Origin of the sequence: Sediminibacterium sp. (assembly GCF_051860225.1) — a bacterium.
Taxonomy (GTDB): domain Bacteria; phylum Bacteroidota; class Bacteroidia; order Chitinophagales; family Chitinophagaceae; genus Sediminibacterium.
Window position 1 is genome coordinate 924,792 of sequence record NZ_JBHYEI010000001.1, and the last position, 19,899, is coordinate 944,690.

At 36.4% G+C, this 19,899-nt stretch carries 18 protein-coding genes; 13 read left to right on the forward strand and 5 right to left on the reverse strand.

Annotated elements, in window-relative coordinates; all coding sequences use genetic code 11:
• The 11 genes from can (at position 1) to ACTIEI_RS03940 (ending at position 10,045) form a co-directional block, all read left to right on the forward strand.
• Positions 1-633 (forward strand): carbonate dehydratase, encoded by a 633-nt coding sequence (gene can / locus ACTIEI_RS03890; RefSeq protein WP_439504970.1) that lies wholly within the window; start codon positions 1-3, stop codon positions 631-633.
• 111 nt (positions 634-744) lie between these two features.
• A complete protein-coding gene (locus ACTIEI_RS03895) occupies positions 745-2,466 on the forward strand; it encodes a peptidase domain-containing ABC transporter (RefSeq protein ID WP_439504971.1) in 1,722 nt (573 codons plus the stop codon).
• Positions 2,456-3,820 (forward strand): HlyD family secretion protein, encoded by a 1,365-nt coding sequence (locus tag ACTIEI_RS03900; RefSeq protein WP_439504972.1) that lies wholly within the window; start codon positions 2,456-2,458, stop codon positions 3,818-3,820. The genes ACTIEI_RS03895 and ACTIEI_RS03900 overlap by 11 nt, the downstream gene beginning before the upstream one ends.
• Before the next feature lie 2 nt (positions 3,821-3,822).
• Entirely contained in the window at positions 3,823-5,205 is a 1,383-nt protein-coding gene (locus ACTIEI_RS03905; protein WP_439504973.1) for a TolC family protein, read from the forward strand.
• Positions 5,206-5,292: 87 nt separating this feature from the next.
• Positions 5,293-5,871, forward strand: a complete 579-nt coding sequence (locus ACTIEI_RS03910) for an RNA polymerase sigma factor (protein WP_439504974.1) — start codon at positions 5,293-5,295, stop codon at positions 5,869-5,871.
• Entirely contained in the window at positions 5,864-7,045 is a 1,182-nt protein-coding gene (locus ACTIEI_RS03915) for an outer membrane beta-barrel protein (protein ID WP_439504975.1), read from the forward strand. The genes ACTIEI_RS03910 and ACTIEI_RS03915 overlap by 8 nt, the downstream gene beginning before the upstream one ends.
• A gap of 71 nt (positions 7,046-7,116) precedes the next feature.
• Positions 7,117-7,791, forward strand: a complete 675-nt coding sequence (locus ACTIEI_RS03920; protein ID WP_439504976.1) for a hypothetical protein — start codon at positions 7,117-7,119, stop codon at positions 7,789-7,791.
• Between the two features lie 10 nt (positions 7,792-7,801).
• Positions 7,802-8,167 (forward strand): c-type cytochrome, encoded by a 366-nt coding sequence (locus ACTIEI_RS03925; RefSeq protein WP_439504977.1) that lies wholly within the window; start codon positions 7,802-7,804, stop codon positions 8,165-8,167.
• Positions 8,168-8,176: 9 nt separating this feature from the next.
• Positions 8,177-8,590: an OB-fold protein gene (locus ACTIEI_RS03930; RefSeq protein WP_439504978.1), complete on the forward strand. Its 414-nt coding sequence runs from the start codon at positions 8,177-8,179 to the stop codon at positions 8,588-8,590.
• A 3-nt stretch (positions 8,591-8,593) separates the two neighbouring features.
• A complete protein-coding gene (locus ACTIEI_RS03935; protein ID WP_439504979.1) occupies positions 8,594-9,130 on the forward strand; it encodes a YceI family protein in 537 nt (178 codons plus the stop codon).
• 9 nt (positions 9,131-9,139) lie between these two features.
• Complete coding sequence (locus tag ACTIEI_RS03940; RefSeq protein ID WP_439504980.1) at positions 9,140-10,045, forward strand: DUF5777 family beta-barrel protein; 906 nt, start codon at positions 9,140-9,142, stop codon at positions 10,043-10,045.
• Between the two features lie 9 nt (positions 10,046-10,054).
• Here the strand turns inward: ACTIEI_RS03940 and ACTIEI_RS03945 are convergent, their stop codons facing one another.
• The 3 genes from ACTIEI_RS03945 to ACTIEI_RS03955 form a co-directional block, all read right to left on the reverse strand.
• Complete coding sequence (locus ACTIEI_RS03945) at positions 10,055-10,831, reverse strand: enoyl-CoA hydratase/isomerase family protein (protein ID WP_439504981.1); 777 nt, start codon at positions 10,829-10,831, stop codon at positions 10,055-10,057.
• 10 nt (positions 10,832-10,841) lie between these two features.
• Complete coding sequence (gene paaZ / locus ACTIEI_RS03950) at positions 10,842-12,893, reverse strand: phenylacetic acid degradation bifunctional protein PaaZ (RefSeq protein ID WP_439504982.1); 2,052 nt, start codon at positions 12,891-12,893, stop codon at positions 10,842-10,844.
• Between the two features lie 137 nt (positions 12,894-13,030).
• On the reverse strand, positions 13,031-13,609 hold the full coding sequence (locus tag ACTIEI_RS03955; RefSeq protein ID WP_439504983.1) for an adenylate kinase: 579 nt from the start codon (positions 13,607-13,609) through the stop codon (positions 13,031-13,033).
• A gap of 179 nt (positions 13,610-13,788) precedes the next feature.
• Here ACTIEI_RS03955 and msrB point away from each other — a divergent pair, with 179 nt between their 5' ends.
• On the forward strand, positions 13,789-14,349 hold the full coding sequence (msrB, locus tag ACTIEI_RS03960; protein ID WP_439504984.1) for a peptide-methionine (R)-S-oxide reductase MsrB: 561 nt from the start codon (positions 13,789-13,791) through the stop codon (positions 14,347-14,349).
• A 63-nt stretch (positions 14,350-14,412) separates the two neighbouring features.
• Here the strand turns inward: msrB and ACTIEI_RS03965 are convergent, their stop codons facing one another.
• Positions 14,413-15,294 (reverse strand): bestrophin family protein, encoded by an 882-nt coding sequence (locus ACTIEI_RS03965; RefSeq protein WP_439504985.1) that lies wholly within the window; start codon positions 15,292-15,294, stop codon positions 14,413-14,415.
• Complete coding sequence (locus ACTIEI_RS03970) at positions 15,287-16,591, reverse strand: DUF5690 family protein (RefSeq protein WP_439504986.1); 1,305 nt, start codon at positions 16,589-16,591, stop codon at positions 15,287-15,289. Before ACTIEI_RS03970 ends, ACTIEI_RS03965 begins: the two co-directional genes overlap by 8 nt.
• 64 nt (positions 16,592-16,655) lie before the next feature.
• Between ACTIEI_RS03970 and ACTIEI_RS03975 the strand changes: the two genes are divergently transcribed.
• Positions 16,656-19,838 carry a VPS10 domain-containing protein gene (locus tag ACTIEI_RS03975; protein ID WP_439504987.1) on the forward strand — a complete coding sequence of 1,061 codons (3,183 nt, stop codon included), beginning with the start codon at positions 16,656-16,658 and terminating at the stop codon, positions 19,836-19,838.
• Positions 19,839-19,899: the final 61 nt, after the last annotated feature.

Sequence of the window (19,899 nt, forward strand, 5' to 3'; positions counted from 1 at the left end):
ATGAATTCTTATGAACGTTTACTACTAGAAAATAAAGCTTGGGCGAAAGAAAAATTACAAGACGATCCAGATTATTTTAAACGCTTGGTTGATGTTCAGTCGCCTGATTTTTTATGGATTGGCTGTAGCGATAGTAGGGTACCTGCAAATGAAATTACTGGAACACAACCTGGAGAAATATTTGTACATCGGAATATCGCTAATATGGTCATTCATACTGATCTTAATTTATTAAGTGTTTTACAATATGCCGTTGAGGTTTTAAAAGTGAAGCATATCATTGTATGTGGTCATTATGGTTGTGGAGGAGTAAAAGCAGCCATGACTAACCATAATTTTGGAATTATTAACAAATGGATTCGAAATATTAAAGATGTACATCGTTTTCATCGAGACGAAATTGATGCAATTGAAAATGAAGATGCCCAATTGAATCGAATGATTGAACTAAACGTTCAAGAGCAAGTCTTAAATTTAGCCAAAACCTCCATTATTCAGAAATCATGGAAAGAGCGACAAGCACCCGACCTGCATGGCTGGGTGTACGACCTACATGATGGCATTGTTAAACCAATTTATGAGTTAAGCGCTGGCACTCATATAGATGATATTTATGAATTTGATGATTTATAATGAAAGTTTTAGCTGAATTATTCATATTAGGAATATCCAGAAGATTACTTTCACAAAAGCTTATTGACTTTAAACCTACTTTAGGTACAATACTTGTAATATTTGCCCGCAATGGAAAAAAATAAGAATGCTGTTTCACCCATGGGAGCTGCTCGAAAGATCTTGGAGCTCTTAAGTCTAGACAAGAAAGATGTTTCCTCCATATATGCATTTGCTATACTTGCAGGAATTCTTAGTCTAGCGATGCCTTTAGGTATTCAAACTATTATTGGATTCGTAATGGCTGGTTCTTTGTCTACCTCAATAGTCATACTAATTATTTTGGTGGTTGCTGCTGTATTAATTTATGGACTTTTACAAGTAAGACAGTTACAAGTAACTGAAAAAATCCAGCAAAAATTATTTGTTCGTTACTCCTTAGAGTTTGCGGATCGGTTACCAAAAATGAATATTGAAAAATTAGACGCCTACTATCTACCTGAATTAGTTAATCGATTTTTTGATACCGTCTCATTGCAAAAAGCGGTTGAGAAATTACTCTTAGATGTTCCTGCTGCTATTATTCAGATTTTCTTCGGTCTGATTTTGCTTTCCATGTATCACCCCGTTTTTATTGGGTTTGGAGCGGTACTTACCTTAATCGTATACTTAATCATGCGATATACTTTGCCAGCCGGATTTCAGGCTAGTATAGAAGCAAGTGATCAAAAATTTGCTACTGCTGCTTGGCTAGAAGAAATGGCAAGAGTAATTAAATCATTTAAATATTCACGAGGTACTAAGCTCAATATTCGAAAGACAGATGGAATTGTAACTAAATACTTAGATGCTAGAACCAGTTATTTTAAAGTACTTCTTACCCAATACTGGAGTCTTATTTTATTTAAAGTAGTTATAACCGCAGCTATGTTAATAGTTGGGGCTATATTATTAGTAGATCAGCAAATTAATATTGGTCAATTTATTGCTGCTGATATAGTAATCTTAAGCATTATTGCTTCAGTTGAGAAGCTGATTTTGAATATGGATAAAGTGTATGATTTGCTTACTTCGGTTGAGAAATTGAGTAAAATAACCGAAAGTGAAATAGAAAAACATGGCACTGTAAAATTGGCAGATACCAATAAGGGAGTATCATTATTATTTGAAAATGTAGGATTTACCTATGGAAATAACTCAAAAGCCTTAGAAGGATTGAATTTAAATATAGACCCAGGTGATAAAGTTTGTTTAATGGGTGAATCTGGATCTGGAAAGTCTACTATTTTAAGATTACTGACAGGGGCGTTTAATAATTTTACTGGATCCATTTTATTAGATGGCATGCCAATGGGGAACTATAATTTAAATTCTGTTAGAGCTCAAACGGGAATATTACTGAGCCAACAGGATATTTTTCACGGAACCATTTGGGAAAATATTACCATGGGCAGTGAAGAAATTAGTTATGAAGAAGTAACAGATTTGGTAAATAAATGCGGATTAACCTCTTTTGTTCAGAGTGTACCAAAAGGGTATGACACTATTTTAGATCCAACTGGAAAGCGATTGAATAGTAAAATACGCCAAGATATTTTATTGTTGAGAGCACTATTAGGTAAGAAAAGACTCTTATTATTAGAAGAGCCACTTAATTTTTTAGAGAAAACGTATAAGCGAAATATTCAAGACTATATATTTTCAGAAGAGAATGCAACAGTTATTATTGCAACAAATGATGTTGAAATTGCAGCTCGCTGTAACAAGATTATTTACCTAAAAGATGGCTTTGTTAAAGCATCTGGTAATTGGTCTACTATTGCTCCACTTTTAAATGAAAATTATGGACAGTAATAAATTTATCAGTACTGTAATAGAAGATGCTTTAGAGAATAGTCCAGTTCACTCTTACCAGCATATTTATAGAATACAGAATAAGAATAATGTTAAGAAATGGCTATGGGCTTCTTTGATATTATTGGTTGTAGTGTTGTTTTTGCCTTGGACCCAAAATATAAGAGCCAAGGGCGCGGTTACTGCATTAAGACAAGAGGATCGTCCACAAGAATTGAATACCATTCTTGCTGGTAGTGTAGTAAAGTGGTATGTAAAGGAAGGCGATTTTGTAAAAAAAGGCGACACCATTATGCAAATTGGGGAGGTAAAAACAGATTATTTTGATCCTCAATTACTTAATAGGACTAAGAAACAAATTGATGCAAAACAAATTGCCGTAGAAGGCTATGGTAATAAAGCAGCAACTGCTGTTTCTCAAATCAATGCTTTGGAAGAAGCTCGAGATTTGAAGTTAGATCAGTTAGATGTAAAACTTCGCCAACAAAACTTAAAAGTAATCAGTGATAGTATTGATTTAGGTGCTGTCATGAATGAAGTAGCTGTAGCGAAAAGACAGATTGATGCTGCTAAAAATATGTTGGATAGTGGGGTCATTTCTTTGGTAGATTTCGAAAGAAGAAAAGTTACTTTCCAAAATGCAATGGCTAAAAAAATCAGTGCTGAGAATAAGTTTTTGCAATCCAAACAGGAATTAACTGCCATTCGTATAGAAAAGAATGGGACAATTCAAGAATACACAGATAAAATTGCAAAAGCACAAGGGGAGCAATTTGGATCATTGTCTAATATGGCAACTGGCGAAGCAGATGTAGCAAAATTGCAGAATGCCTATAGCAATTATGATATTCGTAATAAGCTCTATTATATTACTGCTCCGCAAGACGGCCAAATTACCAAAGCTCGTAAAGCTGGTATTGGCGAAATGGTAAAAGAGGGTGATATGATTGTTGAAATTGTTCCAGATAAAATTAAATATGCAGTTGAATTATTTGCAGATCCCATGGACTTGCCTTTATTGGCAATTGGTCAAAAAATTCGATTTGTTTTTGATGGGTTTCCTGCAATTGTATTCACAGGATGGCCTGCTGCTTCCTACGGAACTTTTGGTGGTAGAGTTGCTGCGGTAGAAACTTCTGTAAGTAATAATGGAAAATTCAGGTTACTAGTGGTTGAAGATCCTGGAGAAAAACCTTGGCCAAGACAATTAAGAATGGGTGGCGGTGCAAATGGAATTGCATTATTAAAAGATGTACCTATTGGATATGAATTATGGCGAAATATCAATGGATTCCCTCCAGAGTATTACCAGCCTATGCAAGGCAATGATTTAAAAGATAAAAAAGGGAAATAGCCATGAAAAAAATGCTCTTCATTTTTTGCTGTAATTTGGCTGTTCAGTTAAATGCACAAATACTGACCCCTGATGCTTTTATATCACAGGTTAGGTCATTTCATCCTATTGCTAAGCAAGCTGATATAAAAGTAGATAAAGCAAATGCTGCGTTGTTAAGCGCGAAAGGTGGTTTTGATCCCACCATTGAAATGGAAGCCAGCAGAAAAACATTTGATGGAAAGAATTACTATTTCTATACGAATCCTGAATTTAAAGTTCCTACTAAATTGGGGGGATTAGATATAAAGGCAGGACTTGAAGACAATGGTGGTTTGTTTCTTAATAATCAAGTTACTCGAGGGCAAAGTAGCTATTTGGGTTTAGAAATGCCCTTATTAAAAGGCTTATTAATTGATCAACGAAGGGCCAATTTGCAACAAGCTACTTTGTTTACCAAGCAAAGCGAACAAGATCGATTGAAGATGCAGAACGACTTACTGTATGATGCATATAATGCATATTGGCAGTGGGCTGGATCTTATAAACTATATAGTATTTACAAACAGTTTTTGCAAGTAAGTTTAGACCGTTTTAGACTGGTTAAATTAGCTTATCAAAATGGAGATAGGGCATTGATTGATACTATTGAAGCGCTTACACAAGTGCAGCAGTTTCAAATGTTACAAGCTGATGCTAAAGTAAAATTAACTGCCGCACAACTAGAATTAGCGAATTTTTTATGGAATGAAAATGATGCAGCTTATTTGTTAAATGAAAAATTTGTGCCTGATACTGTTCAGTTTCAAATGTATTTAACGGTTGATAAGCCAGATGATATAATCAACAGGGCCAATTTAGAGAATCCCAGTTTAAGAAGTTTGGCTTTTGAGTTAGATGCACTTGAAGTAGAAAGAAAATTAAAACTTCAATCTTTGTTACCTTCTTTAAATATCAAAGCCAATATTTTAAATAGAGGATACAATGTGCTCAAAGATTTTGGCGGTGCATTTCTACAAAATAATTATGTGTGGGGAGTGCAGTTTAAAATACCCATTTTCTTGCGCGAAGGACAAGGCTCTTATAAACAGGCAAAATTAAAAATTGCGGAAACCAATTATGAGCTGAATCTTAAGCAATGGGCAACGGCAAATAAGATCAGAAATTACTACGCAGAGTCTTTACTCTTAAAAGAACAAATAGCGGCTGCACAACAAGCATACAACGGTTTTACGGCCTTGTTAAAAGCGGAAAGCCTCCGATTCCAAAATGGGGAGAGCTCTTTGTTTTTACTGAACACTCGCGAAAACAAAGTAATTGAAACTGCCGAGAAGCTGATTCAATTACGTGCAAAATACCTCAAAGCAACCTATGGAATTAGTTGGGCTGCAGGTGTTATACGTTGATTTCCAGCCAAAATTATATTTAGTGTAGGCAACCGGAATGCTAACTTTGCTGTATTATTAACAGAATAGATTAATTATTAGCAAGGCTTGAGTTTATCTGATGAGCAAATTAGGCATATAATTGATGGCTGTCGAAATAATAATCGACAAAGCCAAAGGGATCTTTATGAGTGGTTGCAAGGATATGCTTATACTGTTTGTAAGAGGTATGCAAATGAGGTAAACTTAGTAGAAGATTTGGTCATGGATGGCTTCATGAAAATATTTAAAAATATTGCACAATACGATATTCATAATTATGCTGTTTCAGAAGGCGCTTTCAAAGGCTGGTCTAAAAGAGTATTAATTAATAATTGTATTAACTATTCTAGAAAATATTTTTCAAGTACTGTTTCGTTAGAGGAAATAACCGAACATAATCAATATGAACCTGCAATTAATGAAGAATCTATTCAAAAATTGGGATACCAAGAAATCATACAAATGGTAATGAGTTTATCCTTAAGTTATAAAACTGTTTTTTGTTTGCACTGCATTGATGGATACACTCATCAAGAAATTGCCAGCTTGTTAGGCATTAATGAGGGAACTTCTAAATCTAATTTATTTAAAGCCAAGCGTCATTTACAATTATTGTTGTCATCTAAAAGCAAATTGAATGGATAAATTCTACTCAAAATCAATAGAAGATCTTGCCAAGAATGCTTTTGAAAAAGAAGCAGATGACGCCATTAGTAATTCTACTAATTGGGACAAGATGCAGGAATTATTAGATTTAGAAATGCCTCAAAAAAGAAAAAAAAGACCTGTTATTTTTTGGTTCTTTATTTTTTTAATGGCCGGATTATTGATTACAGGAGCTACTAAATACTTTACAGGGAAAAAATCAGCTGATACAGTTAAGTCTGTTGTAAATAAAAACGACTACACTGGTAATAGAGCACCAATTGTAGTAAATAAAGAATCTAAATCAGCAACCAAATTTGAATCAACAGAAGAACCTTTACAAAATAGTGAAAATAGTGATCCTAATAAGCATTTACAAGCAATTGTGCCCGATCAAAATCATCAAAAACAGGTAGAGACAGTAGATTCTGTAAAGCATGAATTTGTAAATATGCATACTGATTCAACAGCTTCAAAGGTTGAAAGTAAAAATCCAATAGCTGAGGATACAAGTATTGCGCAAATCAATAATGAAATTACTGAAAAGAAACCTTCTAAGTGGGAATGGAATTTAACCGTTGCACCTGATTTTCTATTGGCCAATGTGCAACCATTGTATCAACCTGGGTTTACGATAGGAGTAGGAATCAATTACCAGTTATCTCCTAAATGGCGTATCAGATCGGGTTTGTTGTATAATTATACCCCTGTAAATGCTTCTGGTGATGGGTATTTGTATAAGCCATCGCCTAATTTACCCAGTTATACTAGTTTAGAATTAAGAAATGTGAAAGGCAATTTGCATGTATTTGAAGTGCCACTATCACTAAGATATACTGCTCAGCCTAGTAAAAAAGTTTCCTTTATTTCTTCTGTAGGATTGTCTTCTTTGTTTTTTATAAAACAACAATATACCTATGATTTATTGTTAAATGGAAATACTCCTTTGCTTTGGAATAGTGCCAATGATACAGATGATGCTGGCGAGTCGCATATTTTAAATAACCTTACTATTGGTGCGGGTTTATCTGTTAAGACAAAGCGAAATCTAGTTCTAGAAATTGAACCAATGTTTAAGCTTCCTTTAGAAGAACTGGGCGAAGGACACAATAAACTTGGAACTATTGCTCTGTATTTTAATTTGCGCATGCCAATTTTCAAGCAAAAAAAATAATTTTTTGAGGCAACCCCTTTTTCAATAATAGTGTATTGACTATTATGAAAAAGCTAATAATTTCGAGTTTAATGGCCACAATATTCTTGTTGGCTTGTAAGCATGAATTTTTAAATTCTGCAATTAATCCTACACCAGTTGTTGTACAAGGTGGAGTAACAGGTGGAGGCACTACAGTTTCTGATACGGTATGTTTTCAAAATGATATCCTTCCTCTTTATGTTAGTTACTGCGCCAGTGCTGGTTGTCATAATGCCAATACAAGAGCAGACGGGGTTCAAACAACCGATTATACTTCAATCATGAAAGGCATTAAACCTAGGGATGCAGCCAATAGTAAATACTATAAAGAAATTACAAAAGGCGAAATGCCCCCAAGAGGTTATCCTGCTTTGAGTACTGCACAAATAAGTTTAATAAAAAAATGGATAGACCAAGGCGCTTTAAATACCAACTGTGTCAATAGCTGTGACACTACCAAGTTTACTTATACTACCTCTGTTCAAACCATCTTGTCTAATAACTGTAACGGTTGTCATGGTGTTGCTCCGGGTTCGGGCAATGTTTATTTAGGAACACTTGCTGCAACACAATCATACATCAATGCAAATAAACAATTATTCTTAGATGCCATTAATCATGCCCCTAGTTTGCCTGCTGCTAAACGAATGCCAATTGGCAATCCAATGGATGCTTGTAAGATTAAGCAAATGACAAAATGGATTAATGCAGGTATGCCTCAATAAAAATTTAATTATGCGAAGTTTGTTTTTATTATTTTTTACTTTATTACTTTTTTCTGCTTGTTATTATGATAAGGCCGAGTTAGTATATCCAGCTGTTGCAACATGTGATACAACTAATATAAAATTTAGTACCAGCTTAATGCCCATTTTAAATGCTTCATGTAATAGTTGTCATGGTGGAACAGCTGCAGCTGGCGCTGGAATTGTTCTGGATAATTACGCAGGTGTTAGGGCCTCGGTGTTGGGTGGTAAGTTCATGAACTCTATTATTCAAAATGGACAAGCTTCTGCTATGCCAAAAGGAGGAGGAAAATTATCGGCTTGTGATATTTCAAAATTTCAAGTTTGGATTAATGCGGGTATGTTAAACAACTAAATATCTTCTATGAAAAAATGGATAATAATAATTAGTTCTATTGTTTTAATTGTCGCTGCAATACTTTATTATGTATTTATTTATGCTGCACAATACAAAAGAAATATAAACGACGAGAAAGCGATTGCTATTAGTGCAGTGGAGCTGGTAAGTGCCTATAATAACAATGAGTCTGAAGCAAATACTAAATATTTAAACCAAGCATTATTGGTAGAAGGATTTGTGAAAGAGGTTGGTCAGAATCAAGAGGGTAATACTACTATTACTATTGATGGCGCCAACGATTTTTCTGCAGTTTTCTGCACATTAAAAGAAGCAAATAATACTGTTGAGGTTAATAAAAAAATTAACATTAAAGGAGTATGCATTGGATTTACCAGTGATGTGGTAATCACGGATGCATTTATTCAAATTAAAAATTAGTTTATGAGAAAATATCTTTTTTTATTCTTGTTGATGAGTTCAGCTCATTGTGTGAGCGCTCAATCATTGTTATCTACTAAATCTGGAGTTGCAAAATTTAATGCAACAGGTGGGTTAGTAAAAATTGAAGCAGTGAATAATCAGGTTGATTGTAAAATGCTTCCTTCTAATGGACAAATTGTTTTTGCCTTACTAGTAAAAGGTTTTCGATTCGAAAACCAGTTAATGGAAGATCATTTTAATGAGAATTATTTAGAGAGTACCAAATTTCCTAAAGCAAGTTTTAAAGGATATATCACCAATATTGCTACTGTTAATTTTACTGTAGATGGGGTTTATAAAGTAATAGCTGATGGAGTACTTACTATTCATGGCGTTGATCAAAAAATTCAAACCCCAGGTACTATTACTGTTAAATCTGGTAAAGCAATTTTAAAGAGTGATTTCAGTGTAAAACTAGCTGACTATAAAATCAGTGGTTCGTATATCGGCGAAAAAATTGCTCCTGAAGCTAATATTCAAATCAATTGTAATTTTTAAAATAGGGCTATGAAATTGAATCTAAGACAAGTCTTTTTTCTGGTTATTTGTATTTTAAGTACCGTTGCGCTTGAAGCACAAGAAGTTGATTTATTTAAAATGCAGGAAAAAGAAGAAAAGGAAAAAGAAAAAAACATTACTGATATTACCACAGCAATATTTAAGACCACTCGTATTGTAAATGGACATTCAATTGAAAATATCGGTGCTGGGTTGTTAGATGTAAAAATCAATCATCGTTTTGGTAGACTTAATACTGGCGGATACAATTTATTTGGATTAGATCAGGCTTCCATGCGAATGGGATTAGATTATGGTATTAATAGCAGATTAATGGTTGGAATAGGAAGAAGTACTTACCTAAAGCAATATGACGGTTTTGTGAAGTATAGAATATTAAGACAAAGCACTGGTAAGATTAATATGCCTTTATCAATAAGCTATGCAGGAGGAGTTATTTGGAAAACAATTGATAATCCTGCTGGCGCAGGATTTTATTACACCGATCGATTTAGTTATTTTAATCAAATTTTAATTGCTAAAAAATTCAATGACTATTTTTCATTGCAGCTAACGCCAACCATGGTTCATTATAATAATGTTCCTTTAGCAACCGACCCCAATGATCTTTTCTCATTAGGTATTGCTACCAGAATCAGAATCAGTAGAAGAGTAAATATTACTGGCGAATATTATTACCAGTTTCAACAGTTAAATGGTTATTATAATAGTCTTTCAATTGGGGTAGACATAGAAACAGGTGGGCATGTATTTCAAATGCATTTCTCCAATTCTACCGGTATGACAGAAAGAACTTTTATTCATGAAACAGATGGTCAATGGGGAAAAGGCGATATCCATTTTGGTTTTAATATCGCCCGTATATTTACTATTAAAAAAGCAAAAGTCATTTAGTTCACCACTTTAAGAAAGTTTCTGTTTAAATCGTTGAATAAAGGCTTTGCTGTGTTCGCTTAAAATAAGTCTACCACTAATGGCTGCTCTTTCTTTCAATAGTTCATCCCAGTGTTCCGTTCCTTTCCAGAAAATAGTTTTTAACTCATGCAAAGCAGCTGGATTGGAGTGAGATAATGTAGTAGATAGTCTAATAATTGATTCGTCCATACCTGCCACATCTGGATGTAACTCTGCAAATAACCCTTTTCTTCTAGCCCAGTCTGCTGGTCTAAAAGTTACCGCATCAATGGTCAATTGTGAGAATGCAGATAGACCAATTTTTCTTTCGACAGCAGGTCCTACAACAAATGGCCCTATTCCTACTGCTAATTCGCTTAATTTAACATCGGCGCCTTCGCATGCAATAGCATAATCCGCAGCAGCAGCCAGCCCCACTCCACCCCCAATACATTTACCCTGAATTCTTGCAATAATAATTTTTCCGCAAGTCCGCATGGCATTTATTACATGGGCGAATCCGCTGAAAAATTTCAAACCTGCTTCCTCAGAAGAAATCATAGATAGTTCATCAAATGATGCGCCAGAACAAAATACTTTTTCACCTCCAGAACGCAACACAATTACTTTGGTGTCTGGGTTGAGGCCTTCACTATATATTTCTTTTGCTAGAGTTTCTAATATTTTTCCTGGCAATGAATTGCTTTGTGGATGAAAAAATTCGATGGTAGCGATTCCGTGTTCACGGTCTACTTTTACAAATCCTTCTTTAATATGCTCTATCATACAGATGATTTTATGCGTTAGGTTTTTTTGCTACCATGGTTAAGATGGTTGCTATGCCAGTTAATTCATTGCTTTCATCAATCATTTCTACCAACCATTTAACAATACCCTTGTCTATATCAGTTGGTTCTTTTTTCTCTTGCCTAATTTTTTCTTTGCAGGTAAATCGAATATGCATTTCGCTTCCCGGATATACCGGTTTGGTAAAACGCAATTCGTCAATACCATAGTTCAATAGTACAGGGTTTTTTTCATAGCTGTCTACAAATAATCCTGCTGCCATACTCATGAGTAAATAACCATGTGCAACTTGTCGCTCAAACATGGTGCCATTGAAATCAGTGCCTTCTATATGCGCATAAAAATGGTCACCGCTTAAATCGGCAAAAGCATTGATATCTTCTGCTGTAATTAATCTTTTTTCGGTGATTAATTGATCACCTACTGAAAGCTCTTCGTAATATTTTTTAAAGGGGTGAATGGTGTTGGTATTTCCTGTTGCACCAGGCTGATAAACTTTACTGATAGCAGTAATCATATCTGGCGAACCCTGCACGGCTACTCGCTGCATATAATGTTTAACGCCCCTTAATCCCCCCATTTCTTCTCCACCACCTGCTCTTCCAGGGCCTCCATGTACCAATAAGGGCAATGGTGAACCATGTCCCGTACTTTCTTTTGCACATTGTTCATTCAATACCAATATTCTTCCATGATAATTGCCTGCGCCAATAACATATTCTGTTGCAATTTTTGGGTCAGCTGTAACAATACTGCTCACCAATGAGCCCTTTCCTAATTTGGCCAATGAAATGGCTTCTTCTGTTTGTTTATATGGCATTAATGTGGCTACTGGTCCAAATGCTTCCACTTCATGAACACTTGAATTACCAAAAGGATTCTCATTCAATAATAATAATGGACTTACGAATGCGCCTTTTACAGGATCTGCGTCTAATACTTCTACCGAGTCTAATGAACCGTATAAAATACTAGAAGTTTCTAACAGTTTTGCAACTTGAGCCTTTACTTCTTTACGCTGAGATTCTCCAGCCAATGAACCCATTCTTACTTTTGGATTCAACGGATTGCCAATTACATTTTGAGCAAGTGCACTACTTAGTGCTTTTTGAACTCCTTCAATTTTATTTTCAGGAACAAAAATTCTTCTAACCGCTGTACAACGTTGCCCTGATTTGGTGGTGATTTCTCTTCTTACTTCTTTAATAAAAATATCCCACTCTGGCATTTCAGGTGTTACGTCTTCGCCTAATACAATACAGTTTAATGAATCTGCCTCCATAGTGAAGGGTACATTTTCCGCTAATATTTTTTTGCCTGATTTTAATAATAATCCTGTTGTAGCAGAACCAGTAAATGTTACTACATCTTGTGATTGTACATGGTCTAATAAATCACCAGCACTCCCACAAATCAATTGCAATGCGCCATCTGGCAATATACCCGATGCAATAATTCGCTTTACAACAGCTTCTGTTAAATAAGAGGTAACAGTAGCTGGTTTTACAATGGCTGGAACACCTGCTAATAAATTCACCGCTATTTTTTCTAACATACCCCAAACTGGAAAGTTAAATGCATTGATATGTATTGCTACCCCTTCTTTAGGAATCAATAAGTGGTGCCCCATGAATGTATTGGCTTTTCCCAATGGATGGTGTTCTCCATCTAAACAATAAGGCGTGTCTGGTAATTTCCTTCTTAAAGAAGCATAGGAAAATAAATTGCCTATCCCTCCTTCAATATCTACCCAGCTATCTGCTTTGGTGGCCCCTGTTTGGTAGCTAATAGTATATAATTCTTCTAAATGTTCTCTTAAATAAATGGCCAATGCTCTCAACATTAACCCCCTTTCGTGAAAACTCATTTTTCTTAGGGCAGGATTACCCTTGCTTCGAGCATAATGAAGGGCAGCTCCAAAGTCTAATCCTTTAGAGGTAGCGTTTGCAATTGGGTCTCCAGTAACGGCATTATATAACAATTGTCCGTCCCCTTCGCCTTTTACCCATTGGCCCATTAAATAGTTTTCTACTGTATACATATGGTTCTGCTTCGTTTCGTTGCAAAGCTAACGATTGATAGCTTTATTTGTTGGGAGATAAAAAAACCCGTCCCGAGATTATCGGGACGGGTATAGCAGTTGGTTATTGGTCAAATAAACTTTAACAGTTCTTATAGTTAAGACAGTCTTTTATCAATTTCGCTGCAAAGATCAGAAAAAATTTCTTCAACGGTTCCTTCTCCCTTGATAGTCACCACTTTATCAAATTGTTCATAGTAGTTGGCAACAACGGTTGTCTTTTGCTTGTATTCAACAATACGTGCTCTAATCACCGTTTCGTTCGTGTCATCACTTCTTCCGCTAGTTAATCCACGGTTCAGTAAACGCTTTACTAATTCCTCTTCTGAAACTTCCATTGCTAGTAAAACCCCTATTTCCGTTTGTTTCAGTTTTAATAATTTATCCAAAGCTTCACTTTGGGCGGTTGTTCTAGGGAATCCGTCAAATAAGAAGCCTTTTGCATCTGGATTTGCTTCTAAAGCAGAAGAAATCATGCCTATTACAACTTCATCAGGAACTAACTGGCCCTTGTCCATTAAGTTCTTTGCTTCAAGACCCAGCGGAGTTTGGCGTGCTATTTCGCTACGGAGTAAATCTCCTGTAGACAAATGTTTTAAACCATATTTTTCGATTAGTTTCTCGCTCTGCGTTCCTTTGCCACTTCCGGGAGGACCGAATAAAATAATATTAAACATGTAGGTTCGATGCTTGCTTGAATTACAAATATACAAAGGGCTTGTTAAAAATCCTTTAACAAATGGGTTGAATACTTTAAAATCATAGGTTTTAGGCTTTTTTTAAACCTTATAGCTAAACAAGAGCAATCTTTAACTGTCATATAAACGTAGATTAGCTAAATACAATAATTATTTATATGAAATGGACTTCCACTTTGTTATTGGTTCTTTTAAGCCTTGTTAGTTGTCAGGCACAGAACAATTCAAGCAACAAACTTGTTAAAGATAGTATGAGCAAAAAAGACAACCCCTATTTTGCAAAAGGAGAAAAGGGAAAACTGACTGTAAAAGACAGTGAATGGAAAAAAGTACTCTCTCCTGAGGTTTACTACATTGCCAGAGAAAAAGGTACCGAACGTCCTTGGACTAGTAAGTTTGAAAACTTTAAAGAAGTAGGAACCTACTACTGTGCAGTATGTGGTAATGGTCTATTTAAAAGCGATACCAAATTTGATAGCGGCTGCGGTTGGCCTAGTTTTTATGAGCCACTTTCTAAAGGAGCCATTATTTATTTACCAGATAATTCGCATGGCATGCAGCGAACCGAAGTTCAATGTGGTCGTTGTAAATCACACTTAGGCCATGTTTTTGAAGATGGTCCTCCACCAACAGGTTTGCGTTTTTGTATTAATGGTGTGGTGTTAGATTTTGAAAAAGCTGCTGAAGCAGAAAAAAAATACAACGAGAAGACAGGATAGTGAGACTGAGAATGAAGGGGCCGGATTTATCCGGCCCTATTTTTTTGTATACGCAAGCTAGTGCTATGCTAAGATATCTTGTACATTCTTATTAATATTCGCTGCAATCCTTTCCATTGGCAAATCATTGTCGTCGTTGCCAAATGGATCTTCAATTTCTTCGGCAATCAATTCTAAACTAGCCAATACATAGGAAATAAATAAAGTGGCAGGAATGGTAAAATAGCCAAGGGTTAAAGCAAACCCAAGAGGCAATGTTACAATATATAAGAAAATGAATTTCTTGATGAATGCACTATATGAATAAGGAATAGGGGTGTTCTTAATTCTTTCACAAGCTCCGCAGATATCCATAAAGGATTGCAATTCATTATTAATGAACAAGAGTTCATATTCAGTAATAACTTGGTCTCTTTTCAATAAATGAACTTTATTCAAAAGAACTGCTACCACTTGATTGGGTATATGTTTACTGGTATCGAAGCCGGTGATTTCAGGATGCGGTTGTACATCTAATTCCAGTCTTGTTTTTTCGTTCAGTAAATGGTTTTTTAATTCGAATGCAAATAGGGGAATAATTTTTTTGAAAAAGCTCCTATTTTTTTCGTCATCTTGTGGCAGCAAACTATTCATTTTTAAGGCGAGATTGCGGCTGTTATTGACCAACGATCCCCAAAGCTTTCTGCCTTCCCACCAACGATCATAAGCCGTATTGGTTCTAAATACCAATAACATCGAAATGGCAAAACCCAATAAGCTATGCATCACAGTAATATTCTTTGCATAGTTGGTACTAGACAATCGCAAATAGTTGATTTCAATGTACACGATTGCCCAAGAAAAAATACCCACACCCAAAATCAATGGCAATAACTGTCTTGCCGTGTCAGTTTTATCAAATTGAAAAATAAAACGCAACCAATCTTTTGGGTTATAACTAATCATGAATTGCTTTTTGCTTATGGTAAAAATAATACATTGAATAACCGGTAATCAATACCCCTGCAACTGATAATAACATTACACTATTCGAAAAAAAATGTACCCAGTTTAATTGTACTTTAAAAATTTCTTTGCTCAATAAAACACTTACACTTCCTAAATAACCAAATGAGTCTGCAACATAAATTAAAAAACCTGCATTGCCCGTGAATCGGAATGCAGCAATCATGCGTTCAAAAAAAACAGAGTTAAAAGGAATATACACCATGTATAAACCCAGCCCTACCAATGTCATCCACCAAATGGGAGCAATGGATCCCTTACTGAACAACCAAGTGCTCAAACCCGCTACCACAAAGCCTAATCCAATAAATATATGTGCCAGCATAAATGCTTTGAAACTATTTTTAATCAACACCATACTTCCAATCAACACCAAAATAATTAAGGTAATAGGTGTCTCCGTTTTAGAAAAAATGGCTGGTTGATTTAAGTAACCCATTTCCTTCCACATATCTGCACTAAAATTATCTCTGATATCTCTGAAGATGGTGGCGAATGCATAAATCAATACTGCTGCAACAATGCCCGGTAAAAAATGCTGGATGAATTTTTTTCTATCCTTCGCATTCATAGCCGTTCGGTGCATGCGCAATTCAATGTCTTCTTGAGTGGGCGGAGGAATCCGCTCCATCAAATAAATAAATAATAATAAGGGTAGCGCAAATACCAAGCCTGTTGCAAAGGGCACCCAGAATTCACTCATATTAAATTGCATGATGAGCCAACCTCCCACCGACTTCACAAAACCCGATGAAAAAATAAAGCTCACTGCCAGTGCTGCGCCAATAAAATCAGTGGTTTTCCTTCCCTCTATATAAGAGAAAATAACGCCCCATAACATGCCCAATGGAAAGCCGTTAATGAAAAGAAATACTATATTAAAAGGAGCTGGCACAAGGGCAAATAATAACCAAGCCAACCAGGCTATGCCTACCAAGACCAAGACAATTTTATCGCGCCCCAATCTTTTTAATTCAGAAATAAATTTAATGCCGTAAAACTTCGCCATTAAATAGCCCATCATTTGGCTTAATACCAATAAGGTTTTATACCCCAAACCCCAATAAGCCATGCCGTCGAAAGTGCACACGGTAAAGGATTTGCGAAAACCAAAAATCATGGTATAAGTAAGAAACGCAACAATAGCAGCGTATATGCCTATCTTAAAGCTGCTCTGATCTAGGGATAAATTGTTTTTCAATGGCGTTGTTTCTACCGATAAATATAAGCCACTCATCCTTAGTTTTTGGCAATTGGGGCTTTATTTCAGAAATTACCCCCTCTTAAAACTAAACTTGAATATGAGAAAATTACTCTTGGCCTTAGTAGCAATCACGGCTGTATGCAGTGTGTATGCGCAACAGGTAGATTTTTCCAAGCATTTTAAAAGCATGAAGCCTCGTAATATCGGGCCTGCAGGAATGAGTGGTCGTGTTACTGCTATTGATGCAGTATGGACCAATCCCAATATCATCTTTTTAGGTACTGCCAGTGGTGGTGTTTGGAAAACAGAAAATGGGGGTGCTTCATGGACGCCTATTTTTGATGATCAACCCATTCAAAATATTGGGGCTATTGCATTGGTGCAATCTAATCCTAGTGTGGTTTGGGCAGGAACAGGAGAAGGAAATCCCCGTAACTCTATAAGCTTAGGTGAAGGCATTTATAAAAGCTTAGACGGTGGAAGAACTTGGAAGCGCATGGGTTTAGAAAAGACGCGCAATATTCACCGTATTATTATTGATCCAACCAATCCAGATATAGTATATGTGGGTGCCATGGGTAATCCATTTGCAGATCATCCGGAAAGAGGCGTATATAAAACAACCGATGGTGGTGAAACATGGAAACAAATTTTATACACTAACCAAAATAGTGGAGTAGGTGATATGGTGATGGATCCAGCCAATCCCAATAAGTTGTTCGTGAATATGTACGAGCACAAAAGAACTCCTTGGAGTTTAAAAGGTGGTGGTGCTGGAAGTGGTTTTTATGTAACCATGGATGGTGGAAAATCTTTTACCAAATTAGGTAAGGAGCATGGTTTACCCGAGGGGGATTATGGCCGTATCGGTATCAGCATTGCTCGCACAGATCCAAACCGTGTATATGCGTTGGTTGAAGCCACTAAAAATGGTTTGTACAAATCGGATGATGGTGGATTTAAATGGGAGCTCGTAAACAGTGATCCTGCAGTTGTTACCAATCGTGCATTTTATTTTCAGGACATCGCAGTTGATACTAAAAATGAAAATAGAATTTACAATATCAATCAAGTCATTAATGTGAGTGATGATGCAGGAAAAACATGGAAGCCTGTGATACCGTACAGTGGTATACACCCTGATCACCATGCATGGTGGATTCATCCTTATGATGCCAATTTCATTATTGATGGAAACGATGGTGGTATTGGAATTACACGCGATCGTGGTAAGACTTGGCAGTTCGACGAAAAATTACCTTTAGGTCAATACTATCACGTGAATGTAGACAACCAAATTCCTTATAATGTAATGGGTGGTTTGCAAGACAATGGTAGCTGGCATGGTCCTGCTTATGTTTGGAGAAGATCAGGAATCAGAAATGCATTTTGGCAAGGAGTAAGTGGTGGAGATGGATTTGATGTAATGCCCGATGCAGAAGACCCAAATTGGGTGTACACCATGAGCCAAGGAGGAAGTGTTTCTCGTTATAATATTGCAACAGGTGAACAATGGAGCATTAGACCTCCACGTCCTAGTAAAAATGTAAAACAACGTTTTAACTGGAATGCAGCGATTGCACAAGATCCATTTGATAAAGCCACCATTTATTATGGTAGTCAGTTTGTAAATAAGAGCACCAACAAAGGGGCTGCTTGGGAACAAATTTCTGGAGACCTTACCACCAATGATTCAGCAAAAATTGATCAAAGCAATAACGGCGGAATATCTGTTGACATTACTGGTGCAGAAAACCACTGTACTATTTTAACCATTGAACCTTCCCCTAAAGAGCAAGGTGTTATTTGGGTAGGTACCGATGATGGTAATGTTCAGTTAACCAGAGATGGCGGAAAAACTTGGACCAACTTTAGAGGCAAGTTACCTGGAATGCCTTTAGGAGCTTGGGTTCCACAAATCAAAGCATCTAAGCACAATAGTGGAGAAGCTTTTGTAGTAGTGAACGATTATAGAAGAGGTGAAATGCGTCCATTCGTTTATAGAACTTCTGATTATGGAAAAACTTGGACAAGAATGGTGGATGAGAAAAAAGTAGTGGGTTATGCATTGTGTGTGATTCAAGATCCAGTTGAACCCAATTTAATTTTTGTTGGTACAGAACAAGGATTATTCATCAGCTTAGACAATGGCGTTAATTTTCAACAATTCAAAAATGGCTATCCTTCCGTATCTACTTATGATATGGCCATTCAAGAAAGAGAAGCTGATTTAGTGATTGCTACATTTGGTCGTGCATTATGGATATTAGATGATATTCGTCCATTGAGAAAATTGGCTTCTAACAAGGGACAATTATTTGCAAAAAAATTAGTTGCATTTGAAGCGCCTCAAGCTTATCAAGCTAAAATGAAAAACGCATCTGGCATTGAATACAGTACTTATGGTACTTATGAAGGCGAGAACAAAAGAACAGGTGCACCTTTAACTTTCTTTGTCAATAAAACTGCAGCAGATACTGGCAAGAATAGAATTTCAGACACTTTACAAATTGCTATTTACGATGCCAATGGAGTGAATGTGAGAAACCTCAGAACCCGTGCAGATTCTGGCTTCAATAAATATTATTGGGGGATGGAAGGTCGCGGAATTCGCCAAGCTGGTGGTGGCGGAAGAGGCGGTGGCGGCGGTGGCCGTTTTGGAGGAGCCGGTGGTGGTGCTGCTGAACCTGGAGGTTTACCAGTTGATCCAGGAACTTATAAAGTAGTGATGAGTTTGGGTAGAGATTTAAAAGACAGTACCATGGTAGTGGTGAATGATGATCCAAATGCACCAACTCCGTTAGCTGTAAGAAAAGCCATTCGCGAAGCCAATGCAAGAATGGAAAAATCAATCATAAAATTAACTGCTTTGAATGATCGCTTAACTGAAGTTGATGAGATCATGAAAAAAGTAGAAGCAGGCTATGCAAGCATGGATCGCAAAGCAGCAGATACGATTCGTAAAGCAGCGAAAGCTGTAGCAGATGGTCTGAAAGAAATTCGCGAAATGCTGAATGGCAAACCACAATTAAAGCAAGGCTATGGCAATATTCCACAAGAGACCGTGAATGGACTTGTAGGAGAAGCTCGTCAAGTAGTAATGGGTAAAACTGCTATGCCCGGCGAACAAGAAAATCGCATCATGGGCTATGCAGAAGAAGCAGTCAATGGCGTAATAGTAAAAGCGAATGCCTTGTTTGAAGGCAGCTGGAAACAGTACCGCGCATTAGCAGAAGCTGCACCGCTTAAGTTCTTTAAAGATTATAAGCCATTGGAATAATCAATTGATTTATATTTCGACTTATAATAAACCCCCACTGCTTTAATTAGGAGTGGGGGTT